The organism is Olleya sediminilitoris (assembly GCF_016785945.1).
GTDB lineage: Bacteria > Bacteroidota > Bacteroidia > Flavobacteriales > Flavobacteriaceae > Olleya > Olleya sediminilitoris.
The window spans coordinates 135,222-158,179 of record NZ_JAEMEF010000001.1 but is presented as its reverse complement, the minus strand read 5'-3'; the positions used below and the strand labels follow the sequence as shown (position 1 = coordinate 158,179).

The following is a 22,958-nucleotide window of genomic DNA, read 5'->3' as shown; positions in this document are numbered from 1 at the left end:
ATGAAAAGTAATTTAAAACATAAAAAAATTAGTAGAGGTGTACTAATACTAATCGTTGCATTAACACTACAAAGTTGTTTTGTAGCTCAAGATTATGTGAGACCAGATTTAAAAGCAGAAACAGAAGCGCTTTATAGAACAGATAATTTACCAACAGATAGCGTATCTATAGCAGATGTCTCTTGGAAAAATTTATTTACAGACCAATACCTTCAGCAATACATAGCAGAAGGTTTGCAAAATAATATGGATGTACGTATTGCTTTGCAGCAAATTTTAGCAGCACAAGCTTATGCTAAACAAGGAAAAGCAGGTTACTTGCCTTCTGCAAATGTAGGAGCTAATTACACACGTCAAGAGTTTTCAGAAAATAGCCAATTTGGTTCAATTTTTAGTGGTGGATTAGATACGTATGATATTACAGCTAATTTATCTTGGGAAGCAGATATTTGGGGGAAAATTAGAAGTAACAAACGTGCAACACAAGCTGCTTACTTACAAAGTGTCGCAGGACATCAAGCAATAAAAACGCAATTAATTTCTAGTATTGCGAATACATACTATAATTTATTGGCTTTAGATGCACAATTAGAAGTGACTAAACAAACTATTTTAACTAGAGAAAGTGGTGTAAAAACCATTAAAGCTTTAAAAGATGCTGGACAGGTAACACAAGTCGCAGTAGACCAAAATATCGCACAGTACAATAGTGCTAAAGCTTTACAAGTAGATATTGAAGTCGCTATTTTTAAAACTGAAAATACGCTAAGTATTTTATTAGGTAAAACACCACAAACTTTTGAAAGAAGCAGTTTAGACATTCAAAATATAGATCAAGATATCGTATTGGGTGTTCCTGCAACGTTATTAAGTAACAGACCTGATGTTATGGCTGCAGAATATGGTTTAATAAATTCGTTTGAGTTAACTAATGTTGCTAAAAGTAATTTATATCCTTCATTAACATTAACCGCTTCTGGAGGATTAGAAAGCTTGGATGTAGATAATTTAATTAATGTTAATTCAATTTTCGCAAATATTATAGGTGGAATTACGCAGCCTATCTTTAATCAACGTAAGTTAAAAACTCAAAAAGAAGTTGCTTTTGCACAACAAGAACAAGCTTTACTTCAGTTTAAACAAACCTTGTTAGTAGCAGGAAGTGAAGTATCTAATGCATTATATACATACAAAGCCGAAACTAAAAAGTTTGAGTTTAGAAAAAATGAGGTGGAAGCGTTACGTACAGCCGAAGCCAATTCTAACGAGTTACTTAAAAATGGTTATGCTAACTATTTAGACTTATTAACAGCAAGAGAAAGTGCTTTAAATGCCGAACTTAATATTATTGACAGCCAATTACAACAACTAGTGTCTGTTGTAGATTTATATGAAGCGCTTGGTGGTGGATGGAAATAATAATGTAATAAAAAAGAAATGATAACAAAAACTCAATTGTTACAATGTGCTATAACTAAGTTTACAAGATTTGGTAGTAAACACGTTACTTTAGACGATTTAGCAACTGAGCTTGGGATATCTAAAAAAACTATTTATTCTTTTTTTAAAAACAAAGAAGACTTGGTGAAATCAAGTCTAGAAATTTTATTAAACGAGTATAAAACCGATATAAATAGGATTGTTAATAGCAATGGTAAAGATCCTGTTTTGTGTGTTATTTTAATTTACCGTAGAGGGTTTGAGTATTTAAAATACTTTAAACCCTCTTTTATTTTTGGATTACAAAAATATTATCCTAAAGCAAGTTTGTTGTTCGATAATTTTTCTGAAGAATTAGCGCATAAAACCATACAAGATTTACTTATTGAAGCACAAATAAAAGGAGATATAAGACGCGAAATTGATATTGAATTAATAGTGAGAATCTATTTTTTTAGAATAGATAATCTTGTTTTTAAAGAGAATAACTTGTTTGAAATTTATACAAAAGAAGTATTGTTTAAACACTTAGTGCTTTATAATTTAAAAGGTATTACAAGTGATAATTACACTAATAAATATTTATAACTTGAATTTTAAGCATAAAGAAGCCTTAACAGAACTGTTAAGGCTTTTTTTGTGTAAGTAAACCAATTTAGGTATTTAAAGACCAATTTTGGTTTGTTATAATATAGATTTATTCAATTAAAAGATCATATTGAAATTGAGGATTCCCTCTTTCTCCAGTTTCACTTTCAACAGCTGTAAATCTTAATTTATAGTAGTTACCATCAGTATCTTTTATTATGTAATATCTGTTTGCAGTAACAGTAGTTTCACCTGTTAAATAATCAACACTTCTCCAAGCACTTCCTATGTATGCACGATTATCAAATACTAAATTAGCTTCGTTAATATCACTAAATGAAAAATTAGTATAAGTTGGTGTTGTGTCATCTTCTACATCAATTTGGTATACGCCTACAGCACTTAATGTATTATGTAAAGTATAATCTGAATAAGTTAATCCAGCATCAAGACCTTGTGATCCATAATAAGAAAACACACCTCCTAAATCTAAATCCCAGTTAGAAGATATTGGTTCTGTTTCTATTATTAGACCATTAGTTAAACTTACACCAGTTAAATTGTAACTACTATCTTTAGTTACGGTAATTTCAGAAAAGTCTGTTGTATTACTTAATGCTGCGTATTGAATGGTATAAGTGTTTCCGTCGCTTAGGATTCTAACTTTCATAAAACCTCTAGCCTCTCCAACATGATTTAATCCTCCATTCTCTTCAGTAGGTATTTGGTTACCTAAGTTTACAATATAAACATTGTTTTCACTATCAGTTGTCGAAATTTCTCCAAATGCAGTTCCTGTCAATTCTCCTTCTTTACTATCTGTAAAAGAAATACCTTCATCAAGATTACCATATTGAGAATAACTAATTGGTAGACCTTGCATTAATTCTGAGACCGTGTTTACAGTTACTGTTATATTATCTTGTTGATTTTGAGTTGCATCATATGTGTTTAAAGTCATAGGAGTACTTAATTCTGTAGTTTCTGTAACAGATGTAATATCTGTAATACCGCTTAACTCAGCAGCAGATACTAATAATGAATTATTAAGATACACTCTGTTTTCTAATCCATTATAAACAGCCAGTTCCCAAGTATCACGTTGTACTGCTACTTCTTCACCTGTACTTAAATCAAAATAGACACGATTTGATTGGTTAAAACCACCAATTGTAGGATCAATTATTCCACCTGTAGAAGCAGGAGTTGGAGTTATTGTAGGGTTTGTGCTATCATCATCACTACTACAGTTTGTAAAAGTTAATGCAGTTAAGCAGACTATTAAAGTTAAAAATTTGTTTTTCATTTTTTGTTTGTATTAAAGTTTAAATTATAGGCTAGTTTTAAAAAATATGATCGACCGTTACCAATCAATCTAGAAGTTGAGGTAGACGCAGAATGAGCACCTGCGGAAATACCTGTATTAATATCTACAACATCTAAAAGGTTTCTTACACCTAATGTTGTAGATAATTTAGGCGTTATATTTGTTTTTATAGATAAGTTTAACCAGGTGTATGCATCAGTTTCACCAATAAATAATTCTCCGTTAGTATCATTAAAGACACCTTGTGTTTTACCGTTGTATTTAAGTTGGCTAGAAATGTTAGTGTTCCACTTTTCAATCTGATAATTAATTGAGGTTTGAAGATTTAAAGCCCATAAATAATCAGATGTGCTATTAAGTGATTTGTTTATTGCGTTAGTTGTCCCTAAGTATGTAGCTCCTAGTCCAATATTCCAGTTTTTATAAATAAAATTATTGTCTAAAGTAAATCCTAAACGCTTACTGTAATCTATGTTATCTTGTGTAAATAAAACACGACCATCATCATCCTCTGAAGTTACACTGGCAATAGCATCATTTAAGTCAATATAAAACGTATTAAACCCTGTTTTTAAATAAGCATTTTTATTAATTTTATAACTATCCTTTAGGTTAACAAAAATGGATAGTCCATCTTCAGGTTGTAGATTAGGATTTCCTCTTACATTATGGTTAGAGTCTACAAAATAGAAGAAAAGTTCTTCAAAATTAGGTGCTCTGTAAGCAGACCCAACAACAGCTTTTAATTTTAGTTTTTCTGTAAAATCATAGGTTGAAGATAATGACCAAATAAGATGATTATTAAATTGCGAACTATGCGTAAATCTAGCTCCAGGATTTAAAGATAATTTTTTGTTTACATTAAACTCTGTGATGCTAAATAACTCATAATTTGTTACTGTATTTTTTACGACATCATTAGAGTAGTTTCCTGTAGCTATGGCATCAAAACCTGTTTGATTAGTAAATTCATAACCTAATTGGTAATTAAAGATTTCAGAATTTGGTATAATATTATTTACAAAAGCTTTGGAGTACCAAATGTTACTTGATTGGCTAACAGCATCGGTTTGTACAGATTCTGTTTTTTGGTCTAAAATGTTGTAAACATACTCTTTATAGTTTCGTTTTTGATTTTGATAGGATAGTGATACATTATATTTTGTATCACCAATTAAGCTACCAGATGCGTTTAAATTACTTACCCATCTATTAGTGTTGTAATTTTTATCTAAAGCGGTTGGATTAAGTCTTCCGTCTTCATAACGCCCATTAACAGATCTATTATAGATGTCTAGATTTTCATTAAAATACTGTAATTTGTAAAATATGTTATGTTTACCTAGATCTAAATCAACATTTAAAGAGGTTGTAATTTGATCTTTAGGATTCCATTCTGTACCACGCAAACCATCATTAACAACAGCTCCATCTTGTATGTTTACATAATTTGGACCTTTATAAGTATTATAAAAACCTGCAAAATCGTTTCTAGAAGCACCAATTGAATAGGATAATTTATCATTAACTTGATTAGTAGCTTTAAAATTTTGAATATGTCTTCCCTTATCAAAAAACTCAAATTCGTTACCTACAGATTCTTCTTGTAATGCTAGTTGAAGCTCCCAACCATTGTCTTTTAGCCCTCTTTTTGTAATAATATTAATAACTCCAGCAACTGCATTATCACCATATAAAACACCCATTGAGCCTTCAACAATCTCAACACGTTCCACATCATCTAAATTTATTTGTGTAATATCTATGTTATTACCAACACCATTATCACTTATAATAGGTATTCCGTCAATTAATATTTTTACATACTGACCATCTAATCCAAATAAACTAACAGTAGATTTACCGTTGGATGCGTCAGGATTAATAGAAATATTTAAGTTATTAAATAGTACATCTGCTAATGTATTTCCAGCTACATTTTCTATATCTTTTCTCTTTATGGTATTAACCGTAAAAAGCTTTTTACTTAAAGACATAACATTGCTTTCTCCAGTAATGACTACTTCTTCTAAAACTTCAATATTAGTAGTGTCTTTTATTTTTTCTTGTGCAGAAAGGATTACTACACAAAAAAATATAAAATAAACCGTTAAATAGTTTTTATTTAGAATCATTCTTGATTAAATTTGTTGCAAATATATATCTTATTTTAATTCAGTCTAAATAAGAATGAATTATTTTTAAATAAAACTATAAACAACTAAAAATGAAACAATTATCAACTTTACCATTACTATTAATAGTATTTTCATTATCAGTAACTGCTCAAAACAAGAAAAAGCAAGATCAAAATGCTATTAAAAGCATGTGTGGTTGTTACGAAGTAACCTTTAATTTTACCGAAACATTTAACTATAGTCAAGATTCGTTATACAAACCCTCTGACACTAAGATAGCTTCAGGATTAGAATGGGCTCAATTGGTAGAGGATAGTGATGATAAAATTTCAATCCAGCACTTATTACAAGTAGGTAGTCCTACTGCTCCACATATTGTTAAGCATTGGAGACAAGATTGGTTGTTTGAAAACACCGATTTTTACATGTTTAACGGAGATAATAAATGGACATACCAATCTAAACCTAAAAAAGAGGTTAAAAACCAATGGACTCAAAAAGTTTATCAAGTAGACGATAGTCCACGTTATGAAGGGTCTGCAACTTGGGTACATGTAGATGGTAAAAGTTTTTGGGAAAACACAACAACTGCTCCTTTACCAAGACGTGAGTATACTAAAAGAAGTGATTATAATGTAACCCTAAGAGGTAATAGACATGAGATTACCAAATATGGATGGTTACACGATCAAGATAACGAAAAACTAATTAGAGAAACAGGAAAAGAAGACGTAGTTTTAGCAAAAGAAAAAGGATATAATACTTATGTTAAAGTAGACGATAATCGTTGTCAAGCTGCACAAGATTGGTGGAAAAATAGCCAAGAAAAATGGGCTAAAGTAAGAACAAAATGGAATGAAGTTTTTGCAAGACAACAAAATTTAGCTTTACACGCTAAAGTTGATAATAAAGTATTGTTTAAATACTTGTTTGATGATGAAAACTACTCTACATCAGCGCAAATAAATCCATTAATAGAAAGTTTTATAATTAAATAAATGAAAAAATTAATTACAGTAGTTATACTTTTAATAAGTATACAAATCACAGCACAAGACAATATATTATTAAACCGAAAATTTTGGAATCCAACGGTTTCTGTTGCAACAGTACAATCTGAGATTGCAAAAGGTAATGACCCAACACAATTAAATAATAATAATTTTGACCCAATGGTGTATGCTATTTTGCAATCTGCACCTAATGATGTTTTAAAGTTTATGTTGTCTCAAGAAGGGAATGATGTAAATAAGTTAACTCACGACGGTCGTACTTATATTTTTTGGGCAGCTTACGCTGGTAATGATACAATAATGGAATACCTTATTAGTAAAGGTGCCAAAACAGATATTTTAGATGACCATGGATATACTGTATTAAATTTTGCTGCAAATGCAGGACAAACCAACACTAAAGTATATGAGTTATGTATAGATAATGGTGCAGATTTAAAAAAAGACGTAAACCATGATGGTGCAAACGCTATGTTGTTAGCTGCACCAAGCAATATCAAGTTATCAAACTACTTTATTCATAAAGGTATTAGCGTAAAAAGCGTAGATAATAACGGTAACGGAATCTTTAACTACGCTGCTAAAACAGGTAATATTGAAGTTTTAGAAGGCTTAATTAAAGAAGGTTTAAAAGGTAATGATCAAGCATTTATTTTTGCAAGTCAAGGGACTCGTGGTAAAACAAATGGTCTTGAAGTATATAAATACCTAGAAAGTATTGGTTTAAAACCTAATGTTAAAACAATTGAAGGCTTAACTCCATTGCATAATACAGCTGCTAAAAGTAAAGATGTAGCGGTTAGTAACTACTTTATAGAAAATGGTGTAAGCGTAAATGCGGCAGATAAAAATGGTAACACTCCGTTTTTAAATGCAGTTAAAAACAATTCTGTTGAGGTTGTTACTACACTTTTAAGTAAAGCTGATAACATTGAGTATACTAACAAAAAAGGACAAACAGCATTAATATTAGCAGTCCAAAATAATAGTACAGATGTTGTTAAGTTGTTACTATCTAAAAATGCAAAAATCGATGTTACAGATGCTAAAGGTAATAATTTAGCTTACTATTTAATAGAGTCTTACAGTCCAAGAAATGCTAAATCTTTTGAGACTAAATTACAGCTTTTAGAAAGCAATGGTTTAGACTTTACTACGCCTCAAAAAAACGGAAACACGCTATTACATTTAGCTTTAGATAAAAATGACACTAACTTTTTAAAGCAAATCGCTCAGTTTGATGTAGACGTTAATGCTATAAATAGTGAAGGTTACACTGCGTTACATTTAGCAGCTATGAAAGCACAGGACACTACAGTAATTAGATACTTATTATCTTTAGGAGCCGATAAAAATATAAAAACATCTTTTGACGAAACCGTTTTTGACTTAGCTTCAGAAAACGAATTATTGTCTAAAAAAGGAGTGTCATTAAACTTTTTAAAATAATTACTACTAATGAAAAATTATAAACTAATTTTTAGTCTAGCGTTACTTTGTGTCGCCTTATTTTCTTTTTCAACCATTGCGACTTCTACAAAATACAAGTGTATGGTGCAAATGACTAACTATACGGGTGAAGGTGCATATATTGCTATTTCTTTAATTAATCCAGAAGGCGAATACGAAAAAACACTTTACGTACAAGGTGATGATGAAGAGTGGTACCATGACATTACACAATGGTGGAAATTTCAAGGTAAAGTGCGTACAGATATTGATGCCTTAACAGGAGCAACAATTTCTGGAGGTGAGCGTGCTATTAGCGTTATAGAAATTGAAGATTCTAAAATAGATTCTGGTTACAGTATACGTTTTGAAACAGCTGTTGAGGATCAAGAATATTACACACAAGATGTTCAATTTTTACTAACGTCAGAGAGTGTAAAAAGTAAAAAAGAAGGTACAGGATTTATACGTTACATACGTTTAATGCCTAATTAAATACATCTCTATGATCATTTCTATTTGGAGGTATAGTCACTTAGCATTAGCTATAACTTCTTTTGTATTTGTTTTTTTAGCGACAGTTACAGGAATAGTGTTGTCATTTCAACCTATTTCAGAACAAATACAACCTTTTAAAATAGATGGTATAGAGCAGCTAAATGTAGAGCAAACAATTGCCACATTTAAAAAACAATATCCAGAAATTATTACTATAGAAGTAGATGCAAATCAATTTGTGTCTGCTTCTGTAATAACAAAAGAGGGTAACTCTTTAAATGGATATTTTAACCCTAAAACAGCTGCGTTTTTAGGCCAAAAACCTGAGGTGTCAAATCTATTTAAGTTTACCACAAGTTTACATCGCTCGTTATTTTTAAAAGGTATTGGTCGCTTTTTTGTAGGTTTAGGTTCTTTTTTATTATTTCTAATTGCATTTACTGGAGCTATATTAGTTATAAAGCGTCAAAGCGGAATTAAAAAGTTTTTTGCCAAAGTTATAAATGAAGATTTTGCGCAATATTGGCACGTTATTTTAGGTCGATTATCATTAATACCAATAATAATAATAACACTTACAGGTGTGTATTTATCGTTGTTAAAATTTGATTTAATCGAAGAAAAAAAAGACAAACACAATCTAAATTTTGAAACTACTACTGTAGCAGAAATCAAGTCTGAAACGTCTGTTTTTGAAACCATTAGTTTAAATAATGTTGAAACTTTAGAGTTTCCGTTTTCTGAAGATGAAGAAGATTATTTCATCTTAAAACTAAAAAATAAAGAACTTCTTGTACACCAATATTCTGGTCAAGTTTTAAGCGAAGTTAAAGATCCAATGGTAACTTTTTTATCTAATTGGAGTTTGGTTTTACACACAGGAAAAGGAACTGTATTATGGTCTATTGTATTATTTATAGCCTGTATTAATATCTTGTTTTTTATCTATTCTGGATTTAAAATGACTATTGATAGACGTAAAAACACAGTAATACCAAAAAATAAATTTACCAAGGATAATGCAGATATCATAATACTTGTCGGATCTGAAACAGGTAGTACATACCATTTAGCAACAGCATTTTTTAAAGGGTTATTAGATAAAGGTAATCGGGTTTTTATTTCAGATTTAAACAGTTATACCAACTATAAAAATGCTTCACAATTAATTGTATTAACATCAACCTATGGTGAAGGTGAAGCGCCAATAAACGCTAAAAAGTTTTTAACGCTATTACACAGTGTTAAACAAAAGCGTTTAATGCATTATGCTGTAGTTGGTTTTGGCTCTTTACAGTATCCTGAGTATTGTAAATTTGCGCAAATAGTTGATGCTAATTTGCAATTGCATCCTCAATTTCAACCTAATGTTGAATTATTTAAAATTCATAATCAATCTGAATCCGATTTTAAAAATTGGGCAAGAAAATGGAGTCAATCGGTTGACTTAGATTTTGATGCTTCGACTTTAAAAGTTTCAAATAGAGCAAGAAAAGACCAATTGTTTACTGTCGTAGATAAAACCGATATTAATATCGATAACACCTTTATTATTACATTAAAACCTAATAAAAAACTTAAGTTTAAGTCAGGAGATTTACTCTCTGTTATTCCAAAACAGGATAAGGTAGAACGACTATATTCTATCGGAAAAATAGATGGTAACATTGTTATAAGTATAAAAAAACATGAGTTTGGAGTATGCTCTAATTACTTATATAATTTAAAAGTCAATACTCAAATTAAAGCTGTTGTTAAAAGCAACACAAGCTTTAATATACCTAAAGCTAAAACAGTACAAGATGTTGTTTTTATAGCAAACGGAACAGGAATTGGACCGTTTTTAGGCATGATACAACAGTCTAAACCTATCACAAAGCATTTGTTTTGGGGAGGACGTACTAAACAGTCGTTACAGTTGTATAAAAACACAATAGATGATAGTTTAAATAATAAATCTTTAGCTAGTTTTAATATGGCTTTATCTAAAGAAACCAATGATAAAGTTTATGTGCAAAATGTTGTAGCAAAACAGCAAGACCTTATTGCTAAGGTGTTAAGCAATAATGGTGTTATAATGATTTGCGGATCTATTGCAATGCAAAATCAAGTGTTAGATGTTTTAAATAAAATAACAACTAATACATTGCAACAACCATTAAGTGTTTTTGAACAAAATAATCAACTATTAACCGACTGTTATTAATCTTTAAAACAATATTATGTGTAAAGGAATAGAAGCGATTAATAAAACCTCTAAAGGCGAATTAAATTTTTGTAAAAACTGTCAGCAATTTCATTTAGAATTTAATAATGTTTATTTTGAATTTTCACCTGTTGAGTATAATCAATTTAGAAAATATATAATGTTTATTGAAACGGAATATTGGGAACATAAGTATGCAAATGCTAATGTTAAACGTAAAATTCCGATACCAACGTTACAAGAAAATTTAGTTTTAATGTTTAATAGGCAAGAAATAAAAGAGCTTAAAGCTTTAGTCACTAATAAACATCAAGATATATTTAACAGCTATTTAAATGTGGATGATATAGATTATACATTGATAGTTAATTAAACCAGAGTTTAACTAATATAAAAGCCCAACTTTACATTAAAGTTGGGCTTTTTATTTGAAGTGATCTTAAAATTTTATTTTAAGATTATTTCATAAGGCACATCGTTGTTTAACGAGTAGTTACCTGAAATTTCTTCTACAACCTTATCATCATTACTATTAAAGTAGGTGATTCTAAATTGTTTGATTTGATCTTGTGGATATGAGTTTATTGTTAATTCTATTAAACCACTAGCATCGCTAGTTTTACTTTCTTTAAACTTGTATTCTGTTAATACATCAATTGTGACTTGTACAGCTTGACCATTAACATTTAAAAATTTAGCTTTAAAAAATTGTTGCTCAATTTCTGGTTCATTAACATAGTTTAAATGCTGTTGATTAGTGTTTTGGTGTTTGTTTCGGTAAAATCCTAAATGCAAGTTGTTACTAACGTCATCTAAAAATGTATTGTATCCCTTTTTTTCTGCATTATCAAAGTATTTACAAGATTCGCTAGTGTGCTGTCTTGCTATCTCTACTTCTTTACTGTATTTTTTTCTGTTGCTATAGTTTTTATATGCGACTACAGATCTTTTAAATAAATAAAAAACAAACAGACCAGCTAAAACTTCTAAAACGTAAAATAATACAGGTAGGATATCTTGAATTCCAAAAGCTGATTCTCTAATTCCTGCAGCAATTTCTCTAGCGACACGTTCTTTTGAAAAATAAAAAATGGCACCTCCAATAGCTATAAAAAGTATAGATCCAAAAATAAACTGTCCTCTAGCGTGTTTGTAGACACCTCTTATAATATCAGAGTCTGGTGTGGATGCATTGGCTAATATTTTTTTGTCTTCAAAAAAACGTCTATTTCTAGTATGTGCACTTAACATACCTACTAAAAGCTCGGCAATGACTATAGATATAAAAATTATACCAATACCAATAACCCAAGGCGCTTGAGGTAAAATATCACGATAAATCTCGCGACTAAAATAGTATTCTAAAATACAAATAACTATAAAGGATATTGTAAAAGGGACTACATAAGCATTGGACATTATTTTGTCCCATTGGTTAAGCTTTGCTTCTTCAGGTTTTAGTACTTCAAATGTGTCTCTAGCACGTTTTGATGCCGAATTAGCTCTTGCTGCGACTTCATCAGATATTGAATATAGGTTTTCTGACTCGTCTGTTGATGGTTGATTCCAGTTAACAATCATAGGTTGGTTATGTGTGTTTTATTATAAGCATTCAAAATCTTCAAGGTAGCTAAAAAAGCCTTCTTTCCCTTCAAATTCATTAATTTCAATTCCTCCAAAAACAGAAGTGTCTTTCCATCCGACAAGGTATAATTCTGCATTATCGGTTAGTTCTAAATTATTTTTGATGTCTACGATTTTTCCAGATCTAACAGGCTCGTTAACACCATCTGTAAATAAAGCAACTATCACTTTATCATAGTCTTCAATATTTGGTTCTTTTAAAAGTTTATTGATATGACCAAATGCTAAATCTATATTTGTAATGTCATTACCTTTATGCGGTTTGTATCCTAATATAGAAGACTCTAATGTTTTGGATAAAAAGCTTTTTAAACGAGATTGGTTTTTCTTTTTAATTTTTTCGTTTTTAGCTTTAATTTTTTCATTGTGCTTTTTTTGTTTGGCTTGCTCTGTTAATGTTGGGTTTTCAGAGGTTAAAATATCTTCATAAGGTTTTAATGCGCTTACTTTTAGTCTAAAAATTTCTTTAGAGTTTGGTGCAGGATTACCAATTATGGTTGAAGCAAAGTAGCCATGTCCATTTTGGTTGATAATGTCTATTACAGCTTCGTAGTCTGTTTTGTCTAATTTTTGAATGCTTTGTGACGAGCCACTTCGGTCATCACCTAAAATAATCATTATTTTACAATCAGGTATGTCTTCTTCTTGCATTGCAGAGTGTGCTTTTGATGCTCCATCTACACAGGAAGTTAAGGTGATTGCTAAAAATGTTAATAGTAAAATTGGTTTAAAATTGGTCATTGTTTATTAATTTATGCTAATATATGTAATAAAAACTTACCGAATGTTACATAATCTATACTACTAATCTATATTTTTGCAGTAAATTTTTGATAATTAGTATTGTATATTTATGAAAAAAGATATTGTTATTCCTGAGGTTAAAGATGTACATGTTGCTGTTGTACAAGAGCAGCACTTAGAGTATAAAACCCTAGATTGGAATGCTTATATTATTAATAATAGTGACGTAGATTTAGATACTGTTTTAATTGTGTCACAAGGCTATAATGATACTAAAATGACGCCTCCAATGCGTCATACTATTGCAAAGCTACCTGCCAGAAGTTATGCTAAAATAGAATTTTTACAAGACAAGGTTTTAGCGTTAAATAACCAGTTTAAGGTTACTTTTTTTGAAGGTAACCAGATGTATGATAAAACGTATTTGTTTAGAAAAAACACGATTAATATTAAGGCTTTACAACCTTTGCCTTTAATGCAATTAAAAGGTGTTTTGGTTAAGTAATTATGGGCTGTTTACGCGTTAGCGATTGTAGTGTAAATCCTTTTTATGAGGTACGATTAAAAAGATTGCAACGTAAAGCGCGACCTTTAGGTAACGCCCAAATTATAATTTAAAGTTTATAAAAAAATCCCTTTTTGCAAAGGGATTTTTTTAGTCTAATTTGTCTGTCAATTTTTTAAATACCTTTTTAGCGTCTTTACCTTCGTACAAAACGTCATAAACTGCGTTTACTATTGGTAAGCGTGTTTTTTTCTTGTTTTTGGAGTTTAGTAAGTGGGCACTTTTTGTGGCATAATACCCTTCGGCAACCATACTCATTTCCATTTGTGCGGATTTTACGGTGTAACCTTTACCTATCATGTTTCCAAACATACGATTGCGTGAAAATGTAGAGTAGCCTGTGACTAGTAAATCACCAAGGTAGGCAGAGTTGTTTATGTTACGTTTCATTTTATGCATTTTTTTAATAAAACGTTTCATTTCGCGTATAGCATTACTCATTAATACACTCTGGAAATTGTCTCCATATCCTAAACCATGTGCTATTCCTGCTGCTATTGCATAAATGTTTTTAAGCATTACAGCGTATTCTGTACCAATAATATCATCGCTGATTTTGGTTTTTATATAGTCGCTAGATAATGCATCTGCAATGTGCTGTGCTTTTTGTTGGTCTGCACAAGATATGGTTAGGTAAGATAATCGCTCAAGTGCAACCTCTTCTGCATGGCATGGTCCAGCAATCACACCAATATTATCAAATGGTATGTTATAATTATCATGAAAATGCTCGCCTAACAGTTTTCCTGTTTCTGGCAAAATCCCTTTTACTGCAGAAACTACTGTTTTGTTGGTAATGTCTACAGTTAGTTTTTGTAGCTCAGAATGTATAAAAGCAGAGGGTACTACAAAAATTAGTACGTCTGCGTAATTAGCCATTTCGTTAATATCGTTACTTAGTTTTAGTTGTTCTAAATGAAACTCGACTGAGCTTAAGTAACTTGGGTTGTGTTGTTCTTTTAATAAATGCTCTTTAGTATAAACGCTACGCATGTACCATCCTACTTCATCCAAGTTTTCGCATAGCATTTTTACAATTGCAGTAGCCCAACTTCCGGATCCAAAAACAGCGTATTTTAATTGTTGACTCATTATTTAATTTTAATAACTAATTCAAAAATACATAAAATTTAAGTCATAAATGTTAATGGATTATCAATGTTGTTTGCTTTTTGGCACAGCTTTTGAAAACAGTTAAGTATCAATCCTTAAAATGACAGATTATGAAAACTCTAAAATTACTTTCAGGTTTTGCTTTAATAGCAACTTTGTTTACTTCGTGTTATACTGAAGTAGCTGTAGATAATTACAACGATCCAATTCCTTTAAGCATCAATCAAGTCTTAAACTCTCATGAGTTATGGTATGTTGCTGTTGAAGAAACTATAGGTTATGGCGAGTCTCCTTTTTTACAAATAGCCTTTACCGTATCTTTTAGAAACGGAACCCTTTACGCTAATAATAATTTAGTTGGTATTGGAAGTCAAGGTAACGGTTTTGGGATACCAATTGGTTATTATAATGCTTATGATAATATTTTAGACATAGACCATGATATTGATGGGTATGACAGTTTTGATGTTTATCAAATAGATAATAATACTATCGAGTTATACAACCCATTTAATGATACATCGTATTTTTTACATGGTTACCAACGTAATAATTTTGATTATGACTATGTGTTTTATGATAACATCCAATATTTTTTACAAGAATATGAAGCTTGGGAAAAAACATATACCAGTAATTATGGTGCTTTAAATGAATTTGATAACGAAAACTATTTACAGTTTTTAACTGGAGGAAACGATGATACTTTTAGAAGTAGTCAAGATCCAAACGGAATTGACCCAAACAATTTATATTGGGATTATTCAGGGTTTTATAACGTCGGAAACGTTAGTGGTAATATGTATTTAAAGACATTGGTTTTAGATTATGATTATTTTGATAATGAGCAGTTTGAATTGAGTATTGTTAATGATCAACGTATAGAATTATTTCATCCTTCTTCAGGAACGTTATATGAATTTACAGGACGTGGTTATATCCAATATTTAAAACAAGGAAAGTCAATTGATACATCAAAAACTTCAGGTCTTAAAAAACGTGTCCAGCATACTAAAAAACAAGACAATACTAGAGAAAACTCTAGAGCATAATATTTTTATTAGTTAGTTTGTAAAAACCGTTTAAAACATTTGTTTTAAGCGGTTTTTTGTTTTTTTAAAAACATTAGTCGTATAAGTATTAAAAATACAGGAGCAAAAGTTGTGGGAATAAGAAAAATAGCTAAACATTATTGTAATGATGCTATATAGTACCCAAAAATATTTGATTCCAATAGGATCGCTTTTTTTGTAATGTTATTTATAAAATCCCATTTGATCTAAATAGGTCCAAACGTCTTCACTTAATAAAGGTTTGACATTTTTATCAGCTTTAATACTGTTACGTATTAAGGTAGAAGAAATTTCAATTATTGGTGCTTCGACATGATGAATTTTAGGATGATTATCAAATTGTGTTTCAGTAACGCCTTCACTTATCCTTGGGTAAACATAAATGTGGTGGTTGTCTAAAATAACTTGATAGTTTTTCCATTTATGAAAGCTTTTTAAGTTGTCTTCACCCATTATTAATGAAAAATCTTTTGTAGGATGTTTTTCAGTTAAATAAGCTAGCGTGTTTACAGTATAATTTGGTTGAGGTAAATTAAACTCGATATCACTTTCTTTTAGTGTGTCATAGTCTTTGGTTGCTAAATAAACCATCTCTAATCTTTGATGATTGTCTAACAATGTACTTTTCTTTTTAAATGGATTGTGCGGTGTTACAACAAACCAGATTTGATCCAAATCGCTGTTTTCTACTAATTGATTAGCAATAATTAAGTGTCCAATATGTATTGGATTAAACGATCCAAAGTATAAGCCTATTTTCATGTTTTACTTCTATGCTTAGGTGTATTTTAATTAGCTTTTAATAAAACTGTCAACCAAATGCTCAGCTTCGTTTAAAGCCTTTTCAAGATTATCATTTTCTATAATAACATCAAATAAAGGTGCTGTAGCTAATTCTGCACTGGCTTTAGAGATGCGCATATTTATCTTGTCTTCGCTTTCTGTTTTACGCTTTTTAAGTCTAATTTTAAGCTCGTCAATACTTGGTGGTTTAACAAAAATAGCTATAGTTTGTTCAGGAAACTTTCTTTTAATACGTAATCCTCCAGAGACATCAATATCAAAAATCACATTTTTACCTAAAGCCCAAATACGCTCGACTTCTGTTTTTAAAGTTCCGTAAAAATTGTCTCGATACACTTCTTCCCATTCTAAAAAGTCATCATCTTTTATGTGCTGTTTAAAATCTTTAGCAGATAAAAAATAGTAGTCTTTACCATCTACTTCTGTTCCGCGTTTTTCTCTTGAAGTTGCAGAAATTGAAAACGCTAAATTTAATTGTTCCTGTTTAAGCAAATGTCTTACAATGGTAGTTTTTCCTGACCCAGAAGGTGCAGAAAACACAATTAATTTGCCTTGTTTTGTTGGTTGTTTAGTCAATGTAGTAGTGTTTAAAGCGCGTTTAATAATTGTTCTTTAATTTTTTCAAGCTCGTCTTTCATTTGTACCACCAATTGTTGCATTGGCGCATAATTACTTTTAGAACCTATTGTGTTGATTTCTCTACCAATTTCTTGCGCGATAAAACCTAGTTTTTTTCCGTTAGAATCCGGACTGTTTATGCTTTCGTTAAAATAGTTAAGGTGGTTGTTTAGCCTTACTTTTTCTTCTGTAATATCAAACTTTTCAATGTAGTAGACTAATTCCTGCTCAAAACGATTATCATCGTATTTTTCTCTTAGTTCTTCAACGCCTTTTCTTAACCGTTCTCTAACACCATCTATACGTTCTGGATCCATAACAATGACTTGTTCAAGTAAGTCTGCAATGTTTTTAATACGATCTTTAAAATCTTGCTCTAAAACCTTACCTTCATTTAGTCTGTAATCTGATAAATGGTTTAAAGCAGTTTTTATTTCGGCTTCAATTTGTGTCCATTCTGTGTCATCTATTTCTTCTCTAACAGTATTTAATGCATCTGGAAAACGAACAGCCATTTTTAGTAACTCCATTTGGTTACCATCATTATAAACAGCTTTTAATTGTTCCATGTATTGTTTTACAACAGGAGCATTAATTTGTGTTGAGGTATCATCAGCAGTTGTTTCTACATAAATAGAAAAATCTACCTTACCACGTACTAGTTGTTTAGCAATTAATTTACGTAAGTCTAGTTCTTTCTCTCTGTAAATTGAAGGCATTCTAGCATTCAAATCTAGGTTTTTGCTATTAAGCGATTTTAACTCTATAGTTATTTTTTTTGTTGGCAATTGTAATACAGATTTGCCATAACCTGTCATCGAATAAATCATATAAACACTAATTAATTGCTACAAAGGTAAGTAAAATGTCAACGCTTAAGAAATAGAAGTTTTATTATGCGTGCACAGCTAATTATTGTAAATTTGAGTGACCAAAAAACACTAAAATTATGTACAAAAAAGATTTTGAAATAAGATGGAGTGATATTGATGCTAATAGACATCTAGCTAACTCTGCATATATAAATTACATGTCACATACACGTACTGCTTTTTTGCAAGATCATGGGTTTTCTTTAATGACATTAAGTAAAGCCGGTTTAGGTCCTGTGGTGTTCCATGAGCATGTACATTATTTTAAAGAAGCCTTTTTAGGGCAACCAATTACTGTAAGCTTAGAGGTATCTGGTTTAAGTGAAGATGGAATGTTTTTTAAATTTGACCATAATTTTTACAATAGTAAAGGCCAAAATTTAGCTTTTTGTGAAATTGTAGGCGCATGGATAGATTTAAATACAAGAAAACTTACAGGTTTACCTGAAGATTTATTACTAATGGCTAATAAGTTTCCGCAAACCGAAGATTATAAAATATTAACCAAAGAAGACATGCGCAGTCATGGACGTGTACCTAAGAATTTAACGTTGTAACTTTAGGCTTTTTAGTTACTAAGTACACACCAAAAAATATTAGTGATGATGCTATTAGCTTGACAGAGGTAATAGCATCACTACCTGCTATAATAGCGTAAATACCTGCTATTAATGGTTGTAGGTATATAAAAACAGTTACTGTTGATGCTTTTAAATGTCTTAATGCTAAGGGATTTAATAAATAAGTTCCAAAAGTAGCACCAACAATCACAAATGCTATTGAAAACCATATGTAAGGTGTGAAATTGGTTATGTTAATAGCTGCTACATCATTAAAACCAAAAGGTAAAACCATAAAAAAGCCAATTAAAAACAACCATCTTATAAATGTAAATGGATGGTATTTATAGGTTAGTTTTTTTATAATTATAATGTAAATACTGTAAGAGACTGCATTTAGTAAAATCATTATATTACCTAAAAACACATTGTCTCCTGGACTTTTAGAGCCACCATAAATGGTTAAAACTGCAGCTCCTGTAAACCCAAAAACAACACCTAAAACTTTTAGTTTGGTTACTTTTTCTTTTAGATAATATGATGATAGTAATAATACGATAATTGGACTGGTTATCATTATTACAGAGGCGTGTATTGGTGTTGTTAATTCTAGCCCTTTAAAAAATAAGAGCATGTTTGTAGCGACACCAAAGAAGGCTGCATAAACCAGTGTTAAAAAGTCTTTTTGATCTATTTTTTCTTTTGGACCTAAAAAACTAAATAGCCAAAACAATATTGCTGTACCACCAACACGAAGGACTATAAAACCAAAAGGTTTTACAAATCCACCAACCATTACATCTTTAGCAAATGTGTAGTTTAACCCATAAAGGATTTGAACGGTTAAGGCTGCCAATAATGCCCAATATCTAGCTTTCATCTAATGCTTGTTTTGTAAGTTGAGTTGTCTTTTTGGAATTACCAATAAATATCTGGTCATCCATAACAATGACTGGACGACTTAAAAAGGTGTAATGTTCTAGCAGATAATGTTTGTAATCTTTTTCGGTTAGGGTTTGGTCTTTTAAACCCATTTCTTTGTATAGTTTAGCTCGTCTGCTAAACAATGCTTCATAACTACCTGCTAATGCTGCTAACTCATCTACTTGTTGAGCTGTTAGTGGATTAGCTTTTATATCTTGTAACTGAAAAGTTTCAGGAAGATTTAATTCGTTTAAAATTCTTAAACAAGTGTTACAGGTTTTAAGGTAGTATACTTTTTTCATTTGTACTATTTTTAAACAAAGGTCGTTTTTTTTAGCAAAAAATAACTTCTTTTTGTATTTAAAACTATGGTTGGCTTGGCGAAGCTTCCGCGAAAGCGTTATGTGTTATAGGAAAATTACATGATCTAGCTATAAAGCACATTTGATTTGCTTGATGATGTAGTTGATTGGCTTTATCTACCATGTTTCGATCTTGGACTTGTACTTTTGGGTTTAATGTGACATTAGTAAATTGTCCACTTCCATTGGTGTTTTCTTGCATTGTGCCTTCTGGTTGGTCTTGATAATTGGTAACAATAATATGGTTTGTTGCACATAGGTGTAAATACCATAACATATGGCAAGAGGCAATGGACGCTAGTAAAAGTTCTTCTGGATTATATCTTGAGGGATCACCCAAAAACATTGGATCTGCACTAGCTAGTATAGTTTGACTTTTTTGATCGTGATTAATGGTGTGATTGCGGTTATATGCTTTGTAATTTGTGGTGCCTTGACCAAGATTACCTGTCCAGTTTAGGGTTGTTTTGTAGTGGTGTGTTTTCATGGTAATTATATTTGGTTACAAGTTAATTATTGAAAACTTATTTTTCTGAAGATTTTTTAATTTACTTACTTTTGACAAAAAAAGAATATTATGGACTTTACTTTTGATGTTGCAATTAAAAACAGAATGTTATTTAAGCATTTTTTAGAAAACTTTACTTTAGATCAGTTAAATAAAGTACCTGAAGGATTTAGTAATAATATGTTTTGGAATATTGCACATACAGTAGTCACACAACAGTTATTGGTTTATAAATTATCTGATGTGCCAATGCTTGTAAGTGATGCTTTGGTTGAAACTTACAGAAAAGGAACTAAAACAGAAAGACCAGTAACACAAGCTGAAGTGGATGAGGTTAAAAGGTTGCTATTTTCTACTATCGAAACCACAAAAGTAGATTATAATAATAACGTGTTTAAAACTTATACAGAATATACAGTGTCTACAAAAAGTACTTTAACTTGTGTAGATGATGCGTTGGTTTTTAATAATTTTCATGAAGGTATACATTTAGGGTATATCCTTGCGCTTAAAAAGTATGTTTAATAATTTAAATACTGATTGACCACAGTGTAAGGTATAGTAAATTCTACTAGTTGCTTGGTAAAGTTACCAAGTTCAAAATTATCATATACTATAATTACTCCGTCTTCATTAAAACCAATAGTTTCGGGTAGTTTAAAATTATCTGTGGTATTGTTAACACTGGTGTAGGTAGTTAGTAGCTCTTTATCGTAATATTTTTTGACTAAAGCTTTAAACACCTTCATGTTGTTGACAATATCTTTGGTTTTAAGCGATTTTCCGTTAGATAAATCAAAGTTGAAAAACTTAAATTTTAAACTGCTACTTGCTGCTCCTGTAGTAATACTACCATTCATGGAAACACAAACTAAAGCTTCATTTTGGTAAGATACTTCACCATCTATCAAAGCTTCCCATCTAGGAAACTTAGTATCAAAATCAGCTAGTAGTGTTTCGTTAAAATTAATATAGGCTGCATTAAAAGCATCAATACTTTGATTGATTGTAGTCGTTTTATTTTTGGCACTATCAATATTTAAAACATCACACGCAAAATTAGTTAGTGCGTCGTTTATATTTTTTGCAGTTTTTGATTTTCCGTTTGCTTTTGGAATGATAATTTCCACAAAGGTTTCTTTTTCTTTTGTGATTTCGGTTTCAGAGAAACTCAATTTTTCATCTTTATCACAAGATAAAGTGATTAATAAACAAGACATTACAGTAAAGACTGTTATTTTAGATGTAGTGTTAAACATAGACTAAAGGTTGGGTTCTAGTTTGAATACAACGAAGTAAAAACTATTTTTGTTGTTAACAAAAGTTTTGAACATGAAATTTAACACAAAAACGATTCATGGTGGTCAAAAACCAGATCCTGCTTATGGAGCTGTCATGCCACCAATTTATCAAACGTCTACTTATGCACAAACGACTCCAGGAGGACATAAAGGTTTTGAATACTCTAGATCTCATAATCCTACACGTCAAGCTTTAGAAAACGCTTTTGCAAGTTTAGAAAATGGATCATATGGCTTAGCTTTTGGCTCTGGATTGGCAGCTATTGATGCTGTTTTAAAATTATTAAAATCTGGAGATGAGGTTATTTCTACCAATGATTTGTATGGTGGAACTTACAGATTGTTTACAAAAATTTTTGAAAACTTCGGTATCAAATTTCATTTTGTAGGTATGAATCAAGCTAGTAATATAGAGCAATACATTAATAAAAATACAAAGTTGATATGGGTAGAAACACCAACTAACCCAATGATGAATATTATTGATATCTCTGAAACTGCTAAAATAGCTAAAAAGCATGATGTACTTTTGGCTGTAGACAATACTTTTGCAACGCCTTATTTACAACAACCTTTAGATTTGGGTGCAGATATAATCATGCATTCAGCCACAAAATATCTAGGTGGTCATAGTGATTTAGTTATGGGAGCTTTAGTTGTAAAGGACAAAGCATTAGCAGATAGGCTGTATTTTATACAAAATGCAAGTGGCGCAATTTGTGGACCACAAGATGCTTTTTTAGCGTTAAGAGGTATAAAAACTTTACATGTAAGAATGCAACGTCATTGTGAAAATGCTAAGACTGTAGCCGAATTTTTAAATGCACATCCTAAAATTGAAACTGTTTATTGGCCAGGTTTTGATCATCATCCAAATCATGATATAGCTAAGGTACAAATGAAAGGTTTTGGAGGTATGTTAAGTTTTGTTACAAAAGGAAACGATTATAAAGAAGCTATTAATATAATTGAAAAACTTAAGGTATTTACTCTTGCAGAGTCCTTAGGTGGAATAGAATCTTTATGTGGTCATCCAGCTAGTATGACTCATGCTAGTATACCTAAATCCGAGAGAGAGAAAGTAGGTGTGGTTGATAGTTTAATTAGGTTAAGTGTAGGTATTGAAGATGAAACCGATTTAATTAATGATCTTAAACAAGCTTTAGCCTAAGCATCATGTTATATAAATAAAAAAGCTCAAGTTATTAACT

The 22,958-nt window shown here is 30.7% G+C and carries 24 protein-coding genes; 12 read left to right on the top strand and 12 right to left on the bottom strand.

The features are described from left to right. Positions 1 to 1,419, top strand: a complete 1,419-nt coding sequence (locus JAO71_RS00710) for an efflux transporter outer membrane subunit (protein ID WP_202998442.1) — start codon at positions 1 to 3, stop codon at positions 1,417 to 1,419. Between the two features lie 18 nt (positions 1,420 to 1,437). After that, a complete protein-coding gene (locus JAO71_RS00705) occupies positions 1,438 to 2,028 on the top strand; it encodes a TetR/AcrR family transcriptional regulator (protein ID WP_116823651.1) in 591 nt (196 codons plus the stop codon). Positions 2,029 to 2,137: 109 nt separating this feature from the next. On the opposite strand, the gene JAO71_RS00700 is transcribed toward JAO71_RS00705, so the two are convergent. Together JAO71_RS00700 and JAO71_RS00695 are read right to left on the bottom strand one after the other, a co-directional pair. Next, positions 2,138 to 3,334, bottom strand: a complete 1,197-nt coding sequence (locus JAO71_RS00700) for an HmuY family protein (RefSeq protein WP_116823650.1) — start codon at positions 3,332 to 3,334, stop codon at positions 2,138 to 2,140. Next, positions 3,331 to 5,490 carry a TonB-dependent receptor plug domain-containing protein gene (locus tag JAO71_RS00695; RefSeq protein ID WP_202998441.1) on the bottom strand — a complete coding sequence of 720 codons (2,160 nt, stop codon included), beginning with the start codon at positions 5,488 to 5,490 and terminating at the stop codon, positions 3,331 to 3,333. The genes JAO71_RS00700 and JAO71_RS00695 overlap by 4 nt, the downstream gene beginning before the upstream one ends. Positions 5,491 to 5,582: 92 nt before the next feature. On the opposite strand from JAO71_RS00695, the gene JAO71_RS00690 reads away from it, so the two are divergent. From JAO71_RS00690 to JAO71_RS00670, 5 genes are read left to right on the top strand one after another with little or no spacing between them, the layout of a single operon-like run. Continuing rightward, positions 5,583 to 6,491, top strand: a complete 909-nt coding sequence (locus JAO71_RS00690; RefSeq protein ID WP_202998440.1) for a DUF6607 family protein — start codon at positions 5,583 to 5,585, stop codon at positions 6,489 to 6,491. Further along, positions 6,492 to 7,955 carry an ankyrin repeat domain-containing protein gene (locus tag JAO71_RS00685; RefSeq protein ID WP_202998439.1) on the top strand — a complete coding sequence of 488 codons (1,464 nt, stop codon included), beginning with the start codon at positions 6,492 to 6,494 and terminating at the stop codon, positions 7,953 to 7,955. Between the two features lie 9 nt (positions 7,956 to 7,964). Continuing rightward, positions 7,965 to 8,450 carry a DUF2271 domain-containing protein gene (locus JAO71_RS00680; protein ID WP_028291549.1) on the top strand — a complete coding sequence of 162 codons (486 nt, stop codon included), beginning with the start codon at positions 7,965 to 7,967 and terminating at the stop codon, positions 8,448 to 8,450. A gap of 10 nt (positions 8,451 to 8,460) precedes the next feature. Next, positions 8,461 to 10,659 carry a PepSY domain-containing protein gene (locus tag JAO71_RS00675; protein ID WP_116823646.1) on the top strand — a complete coding sequence of 733 codons (2,199 nt, stop codon included), beginning with the start codon at positions 8,461 to 8,463 and terminating at the stop codon, positions 10,657 to 10,659. 16 nt (positions 10,660 to 10,675) lie between these two features. Next, entirely contained in the window at positions 10,676 to 11,032 is a 357-nt protein-coding gene (locus JAO71_RS00670) for a DUF6686 family protein (protein ID WP_116823645.1), read from the top strand. Between the two features lie 74 nt (positions 11,033 to 11,106). On the opposite strand, the gene JAO71_RS00665 is transcribed toward JAO71_RS00670, so the two are convergent. Continuing rightward, positions 11,107 to 12,240: a hypothetical protein gene (locus JAO71_RS00665; RefSeq protein WP_028291552.1), complete on the bottom strand. Its 1,134-nt coding sequence runs from the start codon at positions 12,238 to 12,240 to the stop codon at positions 11,107 to 11,109. A gap of 21 nt (positions 12,241 to 12,261) precedes the next feature. Beyond that, positions 12,262 to 13,044 (bottom strand): hypothetical protein, encoded by a 783-nt coding sequence (locus tag JAO71_RS00660; protein WP_028291553.1) that lies wholly within the window; start codon positions 13,042 to 13,044, stop codon positions 12,262 to 12,264. 112 nt (positions 13,045 to 13,156) lie between these two features. Between JAO71_RS00660 and JAO71_RS00655 the strand changes: the two genes are divergently transcribed. Beyond that, complete coding sequence (locus JAO71_RS00655) at positions 13,157 to 13,552, top strand: hypothetical protein (protein ID WP_028291554.1); 396 nt, start codon at positions 13,157 to 13,159, stop codon at positions 13,550 to 13,552. A 150-nt stretch (positions 13,553 to 13,702) separates the two neighbouring features. On the opposite strand, the gene JAO71_RS00650 is transcribed toward JAO71_RS00655, so the two are convergent. After that, positions 13,703 to 14,704 carry an NAD(P)H-dependent glycerol-3-phosphate dehydrogenase gene (locus tag JAO71_RS00650; protein WP_054852460.1) on the bottom strand — a complete coding sequence of 334 codons (1,002 nt, stop codon included), beginning with the start codon at positions 14,702 to 14,704 and terminating at the stop codon, positions 13,703 to 13,705. A gap of 131 nt (positions 14,705 to 14,835) precedes the next feature. Between JAO71_RS00650 and JAO71_RS00645 the strand changes: the two genes are divergently transcribed. Beyond that, positions 14,836 to 15,777, top strand: coding sequence for a nicotinic acid mononucleotide adenyltransferase (locus JAO71_RS00645; protein WP_116823643.1), 942 nt, complete (start codon positions 14,836 to 14,838; stop codon positions 15,775 to 15,777). A gap of 204 nt (positions 15,778 to 15,981) precedes the next feature. Here JAO71_RS00645 and nadD read toward each other — a convergent pair whose 3' ends face one another. Genes nadD through JAO71_RS00630 form a run of 3 tightly spaced genes read right to left on the bottom strand, consistent with a single transcriptional unit; the run spans position 15,982 to position 18,050 of the window. Beyond that, positions 15,982 to 16,560 carry a nicotinate (nicotinamide) nucleotide adenylyltransferase gene (nadD, locus tag JAO71_RS00640; RefSeq protein WP_054852462.1) on the bottom strand — a complete coding sequence of 193 codons (579 nt, stop codon included), beginning with the start codon at positions 16,558 to 16,560 and terminating at the stop codon, positions 15,982 to 15,984. A 30-nt stretch (positions 16,561 to 16,590) separates the two neighbouring features. Next, positions 16,591 to 17,178, bottom strand: coding sequence for a guanylate kinase (gene gmk / locus JAO71_RS00635; protein ID WP_028291557.1), 588 nt, complete (start codon positions 17,176 to 17,178; stop codon positions 16,591 to 16,593). An 11-nt stretch (positions 17,179 to 17,189) separates the two neighbouring features. Further along, the gene (locus JAO71_RS00630) at positions 17,190 to 18,050 is read right to left on the bottom strand and encodes a YicC/YloC family endoribonuclease (RefSeq protein WP_236011115.1); all 861 of its coding nucleotides are present in this window, start codon (positions 18,048 to 18,050) and stop codon (positions 17,190 to 17,192) included. A 119-nt stretch (positions 18,051 to 18,169) separates the two neighbouring features. Here JAO71_RS00630 and JAO71_RS00625 point away from each other — a divergent pair, with 119 nt between their 5' ends. Continuing rightward, complete coding sequence (locus JAO71_RS00625; RefSeq protein WP_028291559.1) at positions 18,170 to 18,649, top strand: acyl-CoA thioesterase; 480 nt, start codon at positions 18,170 to 18,172, stop codon at positions 18,647 to 18,649. Here JAO71_RS00625 and JAO71_RS00620 read toward each other — a convergent pair. The 3 genes from JAO71_RS00620 to JAO71_RS00610 form a co-directional block, all read right to left on the bottom strand. Next, on the bottom strand, positions 18,630 to 19,532 hold the full coding sequence (locus JAO71_RS00620; RefSeq protein WP_028607609.1) for a DMT family transporter: 903 nt from the start codon (positions 19,530 to 19,532) through the stop codon (positions 18,630 to 18,632). The two genes, JAO71_RS00625 and JAO71_RS00620, sit on opposite strands and share 20 nt — an antisense overlap. Next, positions 19,522 to 19,878, bottom strand: a complete 357-nt coding sequence (locus tag JAO71_RS00615; protein WP_028291561.1) for an arsenate reductase family protein — start codon at positions 19,876 to 19,878, stop codon at positions 19,522 to 19,524. The genes JAO71_RS00620 and JAO71_RS00615 overlap by 11 nt, the downstream gene beginning before the upstream one ends. Positions 19,879 to 19,942: 64 nt before the next feature. Continuing rightward, positions 19,943 to 20,425 carry an OsmC family protein gene (locus JAO71_RS00610; protein ID WP_028291562.1) on the bottom strand — a complete coding sequence of 161 codons (483 nt, stop codon included), beginning with the start codon at positions 20,423 to 20,425 and terminating at the stop codon, positions 19,943 to 19,945. A gap of 90 nt (positions 20,426 to 20,515) precedes the next feature. On the opposite strand from JAO71_RS00610, the gene JAO71_RS00605 reads away from it, so the two are divergent. After that, positions 20,516 to 20,971 (top strand): DinB family protein, encoded by a 456-nt coding sequence (locus JAO71_RS00605; protein ID WP_054852466.1) that lies wholly within the window; start codon positions 20,516 to 20,518, stop codon positions 20,969 to 20,971. Here JAO71_RS00605 and JAO71_RS00600 read toward each other — a convergent pair. Then, positions 20,968 to 21,705, bottom strand: a complete 738-nt coding sequence (locus JAO71_RS00600) for a DUF3298 domain-containing protein (RefSeq protein WP_054852467.1) — start codon at positions 21,703 to 21,705, stop codon at positions 20,968 to 20,970. The two genes, JAO71_RS00605 and JAO71_RS00600, sit on opposite strands and share 4 nt — an antisense overlap. Positions 21,706 to 21,778: 73 nt before the next feature. Between JAO71_RS00600 and JAO71_RS00595 the strand changes: the two genes are divergently transcribed. After that, on the top strand, positions 21,779 to 22,918 hold the full coding sequence (locus tag JAO71_RS00595) for a cystathionine gamma-synthase (protein ID WP_202998438.1): 1,140 nt from the start codon (positions 21,779 to 21,781) through the stop codon (positions 22,916 to 22,918). Positions 22,919 to 22,958 lie beyond the last annotated feature (40 nt).

Bases quoted from the DNA above. Each gene is read 5' to 3' on its own strand.
- JAO71_RS00710 (WP_202998442.1), top strand. From the start codon at position 1: ATGAAAAGTAATTTAAAACATAAAAAAATTAGTAGAGGTGTACTAATA.
- JAO71_RS00705 (WP_116823651.1), top strand. From the start codon at position 1,438: ATGATAACAAAAACTCAATTGTTACAATGTGCTATAACTAAGTTTACA.
- JAO71_RS00700 (WP_116823650.1), bottom strand. From the start codon at position 3,334: ATGAAAAACAAATTTTTAACTTTAATAGTCTGCTTAACTGCATTAACT.
- JAO71_RS00695 (WP_202998441.1), bottom strand. From the start codon at position 5,490: ATGATTCTAAATAAAAACTATTTAACGGTTTATTTTATATTTTTTTGT.
- JAO71_RS00690 (WP_202998440.1), top strand. From the start codon at position 5,583: ATGAAACAATTATCAACTTTACCATTACTATTAATAGTATTTTCATTA.
- JAO71_RS00685 (WP_202998439.1), top strand. From the start codon at position 6,492: ATGAAAAAATTAATTACAGTAGTTATACTTTTAATAAGTATACAAATC.
- JAO71_RS00680 (WP_028291549.1), top strand. From the start codon at position 7,965: ATGAAAAATTATAAACTAATTTTTAGTCTAGCGTTACTTTGTGTCGCC.
- JAO71_RS00675 (WP_116823646.1), top strand. From the start codon at position 8,461: ATGATCATTTCTATTTGGAGGTATAGTCACTTAGCATTAGCTATAACT.
- JAO71_RS00670 (WP_116823645.1), top strand. From the start codon at position 10,676: ATGTGTAAAGGAATAGAAGCGATTAATAAAACCTCTAAAGGCGAATTA.
- JAO71_RS00665 (WP_028291552.1), bottom strand. From the start codon at position 12,240: ATGATTGTTAACTGGAATCAACCATCAACAGACGAGTCAGAAAACCTA.
- JAO71_RS00660 (WP_028291553.1), bottom strand. From the start codon at position 13,044: ATGACCAATTTTAAACCAATTTTACTATTAACATTTTTAGCAATCACC.
- JAO71_RS00655 (WP_028291554.1), top strand. From the start codon at position 13,157: ATGAAAAAAGATATTGTTATTCCTGAGGTTAAAGATGTACATGTTGCT.
- JAO71_RS00650 (WP_054852460.1), bottom strand. From the start codon at position 14,704: ATGAGTCAACAATTAAAATACGCTGTTTTTGGATCCGGAAGTTGGGCT.
- JAO71_RS00645 (WP_116823643.1), top strand. From the start codon at position 14,836: ATGAAAACTCTAAAATTACTTTCAGGTTTTGCTTTAATAGCAACTTTG.
- nadD (WP_054852462.1), bottom strand. From the start codon at position 16,560: ATGAAAATAGGCTTATACTTTGGATCGTTTAATCCAATACATATTGGA.
- JAO71_RS00630 (WP_236011115.1), bottom strand. From the start codon at position 18,050: ATGATTTATTCGATGACAGGTTATGGCAAATCTGTATTACAATTGCCA.
- JAO71_RS00625 (WP_028291559.1), top strand. From the start codon at position 18,170: ATGTACAAAAAAGATTTTGAAATAAGATGGAGTGATATTGATGCTAAT.
- JAO71_RS00620 (WP_028607609.1), bottom strand. From the start codon at position 19,532: ATGAAAGCTAGATATTGGGCATTATTGGCAGCCTTAACCGTTCAAATC.
- JAO71_RS00615 (WP_028291561.1), bottom strand. From the start codon at position 19,878: ATGAAAAAAGTATACTACCTTAAAACCTGTAACACTTGTTTAAGAATT.
- JAO71_RS00610 (WP_028291562.1), bottom strand. From the start codon at position 20,425: ATGAAAACACACCACTACAAAACAACCCTAAACTGGACAGGTAATCTT.
- JAO71_RS00605 (WP_054852466.1), top strand. From the start codon at position 20,516: ATGGACTTTACTTTTGATGTTGCAATTAAAAACAGAATGTTATTTAAG.
- JAO71_RS00600 (WP_054852467.1), bottom strand. From the start codon at position 21,705: ATGTTTAACACTACATCTAAAATAACAGTCTTTACTGTAATGTCTTGT.
- JAO71_RS00595 (WP_202998438.1), top strand. From the start codon at position 21,779: ATGAAATTTAACACAAAAACGATTCATGGTGGTCAAAAACCAGATCCT.